This is a genomic window from Sphingosinicella sp., assembly GCF_013911755.1.
Lineage (GTDB): Bacteria > Pseudomonadota > Alphaproteobacteria > Sphingomonadales > Sphingomonadaceae > Sphingosinicella.
The window spans coordinates 145,512-157,194 of the sequence record NZ_JACESP010000006.1 but is presented as its reverse complement, the minus strand read 5'-3'; the positions used below and the strand labels follow the sequence as shown (position 1 = coordinate 157,194).

Here is an 11,683-nt window from a genome sequence, read left to right as displayed (position 1 = left end):
ACCGCCTGCCAGCTGTGCGCGGGGGTGCCCGGCACCCATGTCGCGGTGGAGAAGCCTGCGGTGGGCACCGTCCATGACACGTCGCCCACATCAGTGGAGCCCGCGCCGTGGTCTTCCTTCATCGGTTCGACGATGGCGGCGTCGGAGAGCTTCGCCTTCGTCTGGCCGAGCGTCGGGATGATCTTCTGCGCGAACGCAGTGTCCTCGGTCGTGTAGAGCACGCCGCCGACCTGGCTCAGCTTCGCGTGGACGAGCGTTTGCAGCGTGCGGTTCGGGAGCAGCGGCAGCGCGCCGTGGATCACTTCGTAATCCACCGTGGTGCCCGTGCCGAGCGCGGCGCCTTCTGCTGTCTTCACCAGCCGCTCAAAGGTTTCGCGCACCACTTCGGCGTCCGGGTTGCGCACGTAGTAGAAGGATTCGGCGAAATCCGGCACCACGTTCGGCGCATTGCCGCCCGCTGTGATGACATAATGCATCCGCGACTTTTCGGGCATGTGCTCGTGCATCATGTTCGCCATCATGTTCATCGCTTCGACGCCGTCGAGCGCCGAGCGGCCGCGTTCGGGCGCGCCCGCGGCGTGCGCGGAGATGCCGTGGAAACGGAACTTGCCGGACTTGTTGCTGTTCGTGGTCGCAATGTCGGCGCTGTTTTCGGCGGCCGGATGCCAGTGCAGCGCGATGTCGACATCGTTGAAGAGGCCGTCCCGCACCATGTAGACCTTGCCCGCGCCGCCTTCCTCGGCGGGCGTGCCGTAGAAGCGGATCGTGCCCTTCGTGCCTGTCGCCTTCATCCAGTCCCGAACCGCGATCGCGGCGGAGGCGGAGGCGACGCCGAACAAATGGTGCCCGCAGCCGTGCCCGGCGGAGACATCGGTTCGTATGGTTTTGGCGGGGTCGGCGGTCTGGCTGAGGCCGGGGAGCGCGTCGTATTCGCCCATGATGCCGATCACCGGGCCCGCGCCGTTCGTCCAGGTCGCCGTGAAGGCGGTGGGGGCTTTCGCGACCCCGGCTTTCACGTCGAAGCCCGCGTCTTTCAACCGCTTTTGCAGCAGCGCGGACGAGCGCGCTTCCTGATAGCCGACCTCGGCAAAGCCCCAGATCGCCTTCGCGGCGGCTTCGTTGGCGGCGCGGTCGGCATCGATGCGGGCGAGCGCCGTGTTGGTTTCGGCGTAGGCGGGCGTGGCGGCGAGGAGTGCGGCGGCGAGGATCGGTTTCAGCATGGCTTTCCTTTTCTGGTCAGCGCCAGATTTCAATTTTGAATTCATATTCTATTTCATTTTTGGTTGCCGAACGCGACCATAATCGACTGGCTGGGGAGTGCCAGTGTTGACCGAGCGCAAAGAGCGGCTTAGCCGCTCGGAGCATGTATTTCGTCTCCGACAACGCCGCTGCCGCCTGCCCCGAGGTGATCGAAGCCGTCCTCGCCGCCAACAGCGGCATCGAGGGGACATATGACAACGATACGCTGACGCAGCGCCTCGACGGCGTGTTCGGCGACTTCTTCGGACGTGAATGCCGCGTCTTTGCCGTGGGATCGGGAACCGCGGCGAACTGCCTCGGCCTTGCCGCGATGGTGCCGCCGTGGGGGGCGATCGTCTGCCACCGCGAGGCGCATATCCAGGTCGACGAGGCCGGGGCGCCCACCTTCTTCAGCGGCGGCGCAGCGCTGATCCTCGCCGAGGGAGACGCCGCCAAGCTGACGGTCGAGGGCGTGCGCGCGGCGGTGGCCGAGATGCGCGGCGACGTGCATCAGGTCGTCCCTTCCGCGCTTTCGATGACGCAGGCGACCGAATACGGCTGCGTTTACACGCCCGCCGAGGTCGCGGCGCTTGGCGATGAAGCGAAGCGGCGGGGGTGGCGCCTGCAGATGGACGGCGCCCGCTTCGCCAATGCGCTCGTGCATCTTGGCTGCGCGCCCGCCGACATCACATGGCGCGCGGGTGTCGATATGCTGAGCTTCGGCTTCATCAAGAACGGCGGCATGTCGACGGAGGCGATCGTGGTGTTCGATCCCGCGCTCGCCGAAACGCTGCCGCACAGGAAGAAGCGCGCGGGGCAGATGCCTTCGAAGGGGCGCTATGCCGCCGCGCAGCTGCTCGCCATGATCGAGACGGGCGCGTGGGAGCGCAACGCCCGCGCCGCGAACGCTGCCGCATCGCGTGTCGGCGCAGCGGCGGGCGACCGGCTCATCTATCCCGTGGAGGCGAACGAGGTGTTCGTGCGCGCTTCGCCCGAGGACTCCGCTGCGCTGCGCCAGAAAGGCTTCCAGTTCTACGACTGGGCGCCGGGCGAGATCCGGCTGGTGACGGCGTGGGACACGCCCGAGACGCATGTGCAGGCGCTCACCGCCGCACTCGCCGGGCTGTGACGCGCGCCGGCGTTTTCCGCGTCGTCCTGCCGTTCGCGGCGGTCACGCTGATCTGGGGGACGACCTGGTATGTGATCAAGACGCAGCTTGGCGTCGTGCCGCCGCAATGGTCCGTCACCTACCGGTTCGCCGTTGCCAGCCTGCTGATGTTCGGGGCCTGCCTCGTCATGCGGCGGACGCTGCGTTTCCCGCTGTCCGCGCACGGATTTTTCCTTCTGCTCGGCCTCCTTCAATTCGCGGGCAATTTCAACTTCGTCTACCAGGCAAGCCGCAGCATCACCTCGGGGCTGATCGCGGTCGTCTTCGCGCTGCTGGTGGTGCCGAATACGCTGTTCGCGTGGCTGTTCCTGAAACAGCCGATCAGCGGCCGTTTCATGATCGGCGCGGGGCTCGGCATCGTTGGCGTCGCGCTGCTGTTCGAGCGGGAACTGACGGAAACGGGCTGGAGCGGCGCATTCACGACCGGCCTCGTGCTTACCGGCTGCGCCGTCATCGTCGCTTCGATTTCGAACGTCATGCAGGGGACCGTGCGTGCACGCAGCTATGACATGTTCGGAATGCTCGCGTTTGCGATGGCCTATGGCACGATCATCGATGCGGCCGCTGCCTGGGCGACGAGCGGGCCGCCCGTCGTGGAATGGACGCCCGTCTATCTCGGCGGCGTCTTCTACCTCGCGGCCTTCGCCTCGGCGCTTGCGTTCGTGCTCTATTTCAACGTCATCCGCATCATCGGGCCGGCGTGGGCCGGTTATACGAACGTGCTCGTCCCGTTTATCGCAATGACGATCTCGACGTTTCTGGAAGGCTACAGCTGGACGCCGGTTGCCGGGGCGGGGGCAGTGCTCACCGTCATCGGCCTTGTCATCGCGCTTGGGGCACGCAGCGTGCCTGCAGGGACCGCCGCGGCGGGCGGCACGACGGGGCGTAGTTAGCCCGACTGCGATGGGTCCGTGATCGGCCCGGCGAGTTCGCGTGCGCTCGGCAGGCGGAGACCGGGCAGAACGGCGGTCTGGCGCTCGATCATGCGGCGCACTCGCGGGGGTTCCGCGCCCGTGTGCAGCGCGCGCAGGCGATGGAAATTGTCAGCATCCGCATTCGTGCGGCGCTGGTTGTGGCGGATGTAATCGAGCCATGTCGGCACGTGATAGCGCTCGATCCAGAGTTCAGGATCGGCGAGATCGCGCAGCAGCGTCCAGTGCCGGGCGCCGTCGCGCATACGGATGCGCCGCCGCTCGTTCATCACGGTAAGGAATGCGGGGATGCTCGCCTCGGGAATGCGATAGTCGATCGTCACCACCACCGGGCCGGTGCGGGGCTCGACCGGCACCGCGACTTCCGGTTCCGTCCAGCGCGCGATGGGATCGAGATCGAGGTCTTTCACCTCGGGAAGCGGGCGTGCCCAGCCGAGGAGGAGGCCGAGAAGGAGGAGCATCGCGGAAACCATCAGCGACGTGCGCACGTCCGCCATTCCGGCGAGCTCGCCGAACATCCAGCTCCCGATCGCCATGCCGCCGAACGCCCACATCTGATAAAGCGCGAGCGCGCGCGCCACGACCCAGCGCGGCGCCGACATCTGCACGGTGACGTTGAACGTCGACAGCGCGAGCACCCATCCGCCGCCGGCGAGGAACAGCCCCACCATGGTGAGCGGCATCGCCGGGCTGAATGCGGTGATCGCCGTTCCGGCCGCAAACGCGGCGATGGCGATGCGGACGATCCATTCGCTCGAATGCGTGCGGCGCAGGCGCCCGGTCGAAAGCCCGCCGCCGATCGCGCCGATGCCGAAGGCGCCAAGCAAAAGCCCGTAGGTGAAGGCGCCGCCCGAAATCAGGTGACGCGCGACGACGGGCATCAGCGCGGGAATGGCGCTCGCCGCGAGCCCGAACACCGCTGCGCGCAGCAGCACGGCGCGCAGCGTGGGCGACATGGCGACGTAGCGGATGCCCGCCGCCATCGCGTCGACCAGCCCTTCGCGCGGCAACGTTCGTGGCGGACGCTGCGGCCGCCAGCGGGCCAGCACGGTGATGAGGCCGATATAGCTGAGCGCGTTCACGGCGAAGGCGGCCGCTGCGCCTGCCGCCGCGACGATCGCACCGCCGATCGCGGGGCCGAGGCTGCGTGCGATGTTGAAGTTCATCGCATTGAGCGCGATCGCACCGGGAAGCGCGGCGCGCGGCACCATGTCGCCGACCGAAGCCTGCCATGCCGGGCCGTTCAGCGCCGTGCCGCACCCGATGAGGAAGGTGAAGCCGAGCAGCAGCCACGGCGTGATGAGGCCCGCCCATGTGCAGACGGCGAGGCCGACGGACACGACGAGCATGAAACCCTGCGCAACAAGCATCACAAGCCGCCGGTCGCGATTGTCGGCGATCGCGCCTGCCGCGAGCGACAGCAGTACGATCGGCAGCGTTACCGACGACTGCACGAGCGCGACCAGCGCGGGGGAGGTGGTGAGCGTCGTCATCATCCACGACGCGCCGACCGACTGGATCATGCCGCCGAAATTGGACACGATGCTCGCGATCCATACCGTCCGATAGATCGGAACGGCGAACGGGCGCGCGGCGGTTGGATCGTCGAGATTGTCAGGCATGATGCTGGGCGCGACCACTATGGACGCCTAACGCATGTGCCGACAATGTCTAAGTGCGTGATCAGGCCGCCGTACGGTGGCTGAGTTCGCGACAGATGCGCCAGAGCTTTTCGGGGGTGGCGGGCATGTCGATGTGGGTGCCGTCCAGCGCGTCGACGATGGCGTTCATGACGGAAGGCATGGCGCCGATCGTGCCCGCTTCGCCGCAGCCCTTGGCGCCGAGCGGGTTGTTCGGGTTCGGTACGGGCTGCGAGGCGAAGGCGATGTTGCGCGGCATGTCGTCGGCGCGCGGGATGCCGTAGTCCATGAAGCTGCCCGTGAGGAGCTGGGCGTTTTCGTCGTAGACGACGTTTTCGAGAAGCGCCTGCCCCAGTCCCTGCGCGATACCGCCGTGGACCTGGCCTTCGACGAGCAGCGGGTTCACCAGCGTGCCGAAATCATCGACGATGCTGTAGCGCGCGACACGCACGCGGCCGGTATCGGGATCGATTTCGACCTCGGCGACGTGGCAGCCGTTGGGGAAGGTCGGCGCAGGCTTTTCCTTCGCGTAGCGGGCGCGTGTGTCGAGCGACTGCGGGTGGCGCGCGGCGAGTTCGGCGAGGCTCATCGTCGTATTCGAGCCGCGTGCCCGCAAAACGCCCGCGTCGAAATCGACATCCTCGCCGAGATCGGCGCGGGCGAGATCGCGCGCCTTCTCGATGATCGTGTCCGCCGCTTCTATGAGCGCGCCGCCGCCCCACACCATCGAGCGCGATCCGCCGGTGCCGCGCCCGACCTCCAGCCGCGCCGTGTCGCCCTGCACGATGCGCACCTGCTCCATCGGCACGCCAAGCCGTTCGGCGAGCACCTGCGCATACGATGTCTCATGGCCCTGCCCGTTGGACTGGGTGCCGACTGCCGCTTCGATGGTTCCATCGGCGAGGAAGCGCACGTCCGCGAATTCATCAAGATCGCCGCCGCCCGCGATCTCGACATAATAAGCCGCGCCGCGTCCATAGCGCAGCCCGCGCGCCTCCGCTGCCGCGCGGCGGGCGGGAAAACCGGTCCAATCGGCCTTTTCGAGCGCGGCATCGAGCAGCGCCGGGAAATTGCCGACATCAAAGGTGAGGCCGAGACCGTTGGCGTGAGGCAGCTCGTCAGGGCGCAGAAGATTGCGGCGTCGCAGCGCGCCCGCGTCGCGGCCGGTCTCCCGCGCCGCCGTTTCGATGAGACGCTCGACCAGATACGTCGCCTCGGGGCGCCCGGCGCCGCGATAGGCATCGACGGGCGCGGTGTTGGTGACGACGCCGTGGACGTGGTTGTGGATCGCCGGGATGCGATAGACGCCGCCGATGATTCGCCCGCCCGCCATCGTCTGGATCGCCGGGCCGAACTGCGCCTGATAGGCGCCGAGATCGGCCCAGCTTTCGACCGCGAGCGCGAGGAAATTGCCCTCGGCATCGAGCGCCAGCGCGGCCTCCGAAACGACGGCGCGGCCGTGCGAATCGGTCTGGAACGCATCGGAGCGCTCACCGGTCCACTTCACCGGGCGTTTCAGATGTTCGGCGGCGTGGAGGACGAGGCCATATTCGGGGTAGAGGAAGACCTTGAGCCCGAAGCCGCCGCCGACATCGCCGGTGATGACGCGCAGCCGCTCCGGCGGGCACTTCAGGATCTCGCGGCTGAGCGTCTTGTGCATGGCGGCGACGCCCTGACTGCCGACGGTGAGCGTGAGGCCGCTCTCGTCCGACCATTCGGCGAGCGCTGCGCGGACCTCCATCGAGGTGGGGGCGACGCGGTTCTGCACGAGCCGCAGGCGCGTGACGTGGGCGGCAGACGCGATGGCCGCGCGCGCGCCGTGTTCATCCCCGACACGCCAGTCGAAAACGCGATTGCCCGGGGCGTTTTCCCAGATCGCGGGCGCACCGGGTGCGAGCGCGGCGTCGATTGTCGCGGCGGCGGGCAACTCCTCGTAATCGACGACGACGGCCTCAGCAGCGGCGCGCGCGGCCGCGCGCGTTTCGGCGACCACGAACGCGACGCCATCGCCGACGAAGCGCACGACGTCCTTCGTCAGCAGCGCCCGGTGCGTTTCTATGCGGCCGGGGAGGGGTACGAGGCAGGGGATCGGGCCATACTGCGCGATGTCTTCCGCGGTGTAGACCGCGAGCACGCCGGGCATGGCGCGCGCGTCGGCGGTGTCGATGCCGAGGATGCGCGCATGGCCGTAGGGCGATCGCACCGTTACGCCATAGGTCGTGCCCTCGGGCTGGAAATCGTCGGTGTAGCGGCCGCGCCCGGTGAGCAGCCGTTCGTCTTCCACCCTGCGAGGCGATTGGCCGACGCCGAATTTCATGGGCACTCCTCCCGAAGACAGGCGCGAAGGCCGGATCGATAATCAGGATAGCGAAGCCGGAGACCGAGGTCGCGCTTCATCTTGCCGTTCGCGACGCGACGGCTTTCCGAATAGAAGGCGCGCGCCTGCGGCGAGAGTGCGGCCCCGGCGAGCGGCACGAGCGGCGGTAGCGGCGCGCCCGCGAGCGCACAGGCGAACGCGGTGACGGCGTGGCCGGGCGCGGGTTCGTCGTCCGCGATGTTCCACACGCCGGGCGGGGCAGCGAACGCGGCGATGACGCCGGCCACGATGTCGTCGACATGGATGCGGCTGAACACCTGTTCTCCCGCGTCGATGCGCTGTGCCTTGCCCTCACGCACGCGGCCCAGCGCCGAGCGGCCTGGGCCGTAGATGCCGGGCAGGCGCAGCACGCGTGCGCCGATCTTCTGCCACGCAAGATCGGCGGCGGTGCGCGCGCTGCGGCGGCCATGTCCGACGGGCGCGGTTTCATCCACCCACGCGCCGCCGGTGTCGCCGTAGACGCCGGTGGAGGAGAGGTAGCCGAGCCACGCGCCGGAGGCGGCGAGCGCCGCGCCGTGCCGCGCGAGCACCGGGTCGTGATCGGCTTCGGGAGGCACGGAGGACAGGATGTGCGTTGCGGTGGCGATGGCGTCCGCCACGCGCGCGTCATCCGCCGCGAGAATGCCGGGCCGTGCGGTGCGCGCCGTGCCGGTCACGGTCCAGCCTTCGCGCTCAAGCGCCGTGCGCAGGCGCGATCCGGTGTAACCCTGGCCGAGGATCAGGAGGTGAGGCATCGCGTGTATCATGGCGGGGATCATGTCGGCTGTCATCGGGTTGTGCGTCCCTCGACTTCGCTCGGGATGCTGATCGTCGCGCGAAAAGGGTTTTCATCCAGAGCGGAGTCGAGGGACGCACGACACACGCGAACCTGCTGGCGATTCGCCTTTCCGCTCACTATGTCGGCTCCCATGGAAGCACGAAGCGAAACCCCCACGATCACCCGCCGCGAGGATTATGCACCGCCCGCGTGGCGCATCCCCGACATCAGCCTTGCCTTCGATCTCGATGCGGACCGCACGCGCGTTCGCGCGGTGTTGAAGGTGGAGCGCGCGGGCGACGGACCGCTCGTGCTCGACGGCGACGACCTTGATCTGAAATCCGTTGCCGTGGACGGGCGGGTGCTCGGGGTGGCCGATTACACGCTGGCGGACGGCAAGCTCGTGATTCCGATCTCGGGCGATACCGCGACTGTGGAAACGCTCGTGGAAATCGCGCCTGCCGCGAACACCAAGCTGATGGGTCTCTATGCCTCGGGCGGCAATCTCTGCACGCAGTGCGAGGCGGAAGGCTTCCGGCGTATCACCTTCTTCCCGGATCGGCCCGACGTGCTCAGCCGCTATTCGGTGGAACTGAAGGCGGACAAGGCGCGCTATCCGGTGCTGCTTTCGAACGGCAATCCGGTCGCGGCGGGCGATCTTGCCGACGGCCGCCACTTCGCGCGGTGGGACGATCCGTTTCCGAAGCCCTGCTATCTGTTCGCGGTCGTCGCGGGCGATCTCAGCGCGCTTGAAGACAGTTTCGAGACGATGTCCGGCCGTCACGTGAAGCTCGGCATCTGGGTTCGCCCGGGCGATGTGGAAAAGTGCCGCCACGCGATGCAGGCGCTGAAGGATTCGATGCGCTGGGACGAGGTTCACTACGGGCGCGAATATGATCTTGATGTGTTCAACATCGTTGCCGTCGACGATTTCAATTTCGGCGCGATGGAGAACAAGGGCCTCAACGTCTTCAATTCGAAATACATCCTCGCCGACGCCGAAACCGCGACCGACGCGGATTTCGATGCCGTCGCGGCGGTGGTGGCGCACGAGTATTTCCACAACTGGACCGGCAACCGCATCACCTGCCGTGACTGGTTCCAGCTGAGCCTCAAGGAAGGCCTCACCGTCTTCCGCGACCAGAGCTTCAGCGCCGACATGGGCAGCCCCGCGGTGAAGCGCATCGAGGACGTGCGCGCGCTGCGCGCCGCGCAGTTCCAGGAGGACGCCGGGCCGCTTGCGCATCCGGTGCGGCCTGAGAGCTACATCGAGATTTCGAACTTCTACACGGCGACCGTCTACAACAAGGGCGCCGAAGTGATCCGCATGGCGGCGACGCTGCTGGGGCCGGAGAATTATCGGAAAGGCACCGACCTTTATTTCGCGCGCCATGACGGCGAGGCGGCGACGGTCGAGGACTGGGTGAAGGCGCTGGAAGATGGCGGCGGCACCGATTTCGGACAATTCCGCCTGTGGTATTCGCAGGCGGGGACGCCGACCGTGACGGCGGACCTTGCCTATGATGTGGCGGCGAAATCCGCGACGCTGACGCTTTCGCAGACTGTGCCCGATACGCCCGGCCAATCGAAGAAGGCGCCGATGCACATTCCGCTGAAGATCGCGCTGTTCGGGCGGGAGTCGGGGTCGCTGCTCGGGCCTGAGCAGCTCTTCCAGCTCCGCTCGGCGAGCGCGACGATGACGTTCGAGAATATTGCCGAGCCGCCGGTGCTCTCGATCAACCGGGGCTTTTCGGCGCCGGTGACGGTCGAGACGAAGCGGAGCGCCGCCGATTTCGCGTTCCTCTCCGCGCACGACGACGATCCGTTCGCGCGCTACGAGGCGATGCAGCAGCTGATGATGGACCGGCTGGTGGATGCCGTGCGGAACGGGCGCACCGATGCCGCGCCGCTTGTCGAAGCGGTGAGCCGGACGATCAGGAACCAGGCGCTCGATCATGCCTTCATCGGCGAATCGATCCTGCTGCCGACGGAGACGATGGTCGCGGAGCGGCTGTCGGCGAATGTTGACCCCGATGCCGTGCATATCGCGCGCGAGGGGTTGCGCCGCGCGCTTCTGGAGGGCGTTGGCCGCCAGACGTGGGCAGCACTGCACGCCAGCCTTTCGGACGGCGTCTACGACCTGTCGGCCGACGGCAAGGGTCGGCGTCGCCTGAAGAACGTCGCGCTCGGCTATTTGTTCGCCGATGCGGACGATGCCGCGGTCGCGGCGGCGGAGGCGCAATATCAGGCAGCGACGAACATGACGGATCGCATCGCCGCGCTCGGCCTGCTCGTCTATACGGATGCCCCGGCGCGGAAACGCGTGCTGCAGGACTTCTACGATCGCTTCAAGGGCGATGCGCTGGTGCTCGACAAGTGGTTCACGGCGCAGGCGTTGGCGACGGGGGACGGCGCACTTGAAAAGACTATCGCACTTGCCGCGCATCCGGACTTCACGATCCGCAACCCGAACCGCTTCCGATCACTCGTCGGCGCGCTTGCGATGAACCAGTTCGTGTTCCACCGGAAAGATGGCGCCGGCTATCGCTTCGTGGCGGACAAGCTGCTGGAGGTGGATGCGATCAATCCGCAGACGGCGGCGCGCTTCATCGCGCCGTTCGGTCGCTGGCGGCGCATGGAAGACGCGCGCGCCGCGCTGATGCGCGCCGAACTCGAACGCATCGTCGCGGCGCCGGGCGTCTCGCGCGATACGTTCGAGATGGCGTCGAAGAGCCTCGCTTAAGACGCAGGCTTCACGAACTTGAGCGTCATGCGGTCGGATTCGCCGATCGCCGTGTATTTGGCGCGGGTCTCGTCGCCCTCGCGGAAATTGGGCGGCAGCGTCCACACGCCCTTCGGCCAGTCGGCGCTGTCCTTCGGGTTGGCATTCACGTCGGATTCGCCGGCGAGTTTGAAGCCCGCAGCTTCGGCAAGCGCGACGATAGTCGAGCGCTTCATGTAGCCGGAGGACTTCATCGCCTCGTCGGGCCGATCTTCGGGCAGGCGATGCTCGACGACGCCGAGCACGCCGCCGGGCTTCAGCGCCTTGTAGAACGCCTTGAAGGCATCGCCCGCGAAATCGCCCATGTACCAGTTATGGACATTGCGGAAGGTGAGCACCATGTCGGCGCTGCCCGCGGGCGCGAGGCCGTCGTAGTGGCCCTTGCCGAACTTCGTGACTTCAACAGCCTTGTAGATCGGGTCCGACGCCAGCTTTGCCTGATATGCCGCGAGCGACTTCGCGGCATATTCGCTCGCTTCGGGGATGCCGTGCGCGGCGTAGAGCTTGCCGTGACCTGAAAGGATCGGGGCGAGAACCTCCGTATACCAGCCGCCGCCGGGCGCGACCTCGACCACGGTCATGCCCGGCTGGAGGCCGAAGAAGGCAAGCGTTTCGGCCGGGTGGCGATACGGATCGCGCGCACGGTTCGCCTCGCTGCGGTGCACGCCTGCGAGCGCGGCGGCATAGTTCGGCGCGGCATGTGCGGCGTGGTGGCTGTGGTCTTGTGCGATTGCGGGAACCGCGATCGCCGATACCAGAGCGGCGGCAAGAATGGTGCGGATCATTGG

8 protein-coding genes are annotated in these 11,683 nt (G+C 67.3%); 3 read left to right on the top strand and 5 right to left on the bottom strand.

Annotated elements, in window-relative coordinates; all coding sequences use genetic code 11:
• The coding region (locus tag H2052_RS06630; RefSeq protein WP_293779380.1) for an amidohydrolase at nt 1-1,220 on the bottom strand (1,220 nt) is incomplete at its 3' end.
• A 143-nt stretch (nt 1,221-1,363) separates the two neighbouring features.
• On the opposite strand from H2052_RS06630, the gene H2052_RS06625 reads away from it, so the two are divergent.
• The gene (locus H2052_RS06625; protein ID WP_293779378.1) at nt 1,364-2,368 is read left to right on the top strand and encodes a beta-eliminating lyase-related protein; all 1,005 of its coding nucleotides are present in this window, start codon (nt 1,364-1,366) and stop codon (nt 2,366-2,368) included.
• Nucleotides 2,365-3,300: a DMT family transporter gene (locus tag H2052_RS06620; protein ID WP_293779376.1), complete on the top strand. Its 936-nt coding sequence runs from the start codon at nt 2,365-2,367 to the stop codon at nt 3,298-3,300. Before H2052_RS06625 ends, H2052_RS06620 begins: the two co-directional genes overlap by 4 nt.
• On the opposite strand, the gene H2052_RS06615 is transcribed toward H2052_RS06620, so the two are convergent.
• The 3 genes from H2052_RS06615 to H2052_RS06605 all read right to left on the bottom strand — a co-directional run bounded on the left by H2052_RS06615 (nt 3,297) and on the right by H2052_RS06605 (nt 8,090).
• The gene (locus H2052_RS06615) at nt 3,297-4,961 is read right to left on the bottom strand and encodes an MFS transporter (RefSeq protein ID WP_293779402.1); all 1,665 of its coding nucleotides are present in this window, start codon (nt 4,959-4,961) and stop codon (nt 3,297-3,299) included. The two genes, H2052_RS06620 and H2052_RS06615, sit on opposite strands and share 4 nt — an antisense overlap.
• 61 nt (nt 4,962-5,022) lie before the next feature.
• Entirely contained in the window at nt 5,023-7,296 is a 2,274-nt protein-coding gene (locus tag H2052_RS06610; protein WP_293779374.1) for a xanthine dehydrogenase family protein molybdopterin-binding subunit, read from the bottom strand.
• Complete coding sequence (locus H2052_RS06605; protein WP_293779400.1) at nt 7,293-8,090, bottom strand: SDR family NAD(P)-dependent oxidoreductase; 798 nt, start codon at nt 8,088-8,090, stop codon at nt 7,293-7,295. Before H2052_RS06605 ends, H2052_RS06610 begins: the two co-directional genes overlap by 4 nt.
• A 174-nt stretch (nt 8,091-8,264) precedes the next feature.
• Between H2052_RS06605 and pepN the strand changes: the two genes are divergently transcribed.
• Complete coding sequence (pepN, locus tag H2052_RS06600) at nt 8,265-10,856, top strand: aminopeptidase N (RefSeq protein ID WP_293779372.1); 2,592 nt, start codon at nt 8,265-8,267, stop codon at nt 10,854-10,856.
• Here pepN and H2052_RS06595 read toward each other — a convergent pair.
• A complete protein-coding gene (locus tag H2052_RS06595; RefSeq protein WP_293779371.1) occupies nt 10,853-11,680 on the bottom strand; it encodes a methyltransferase in 828 nt (275 codons plus the stop codon). The genes pepN and H2052_RS06595 overlap by 4 nt on opposite strands.
• Nucleotides 11,681-11,683: the final 3 nt, after the last annotated feature.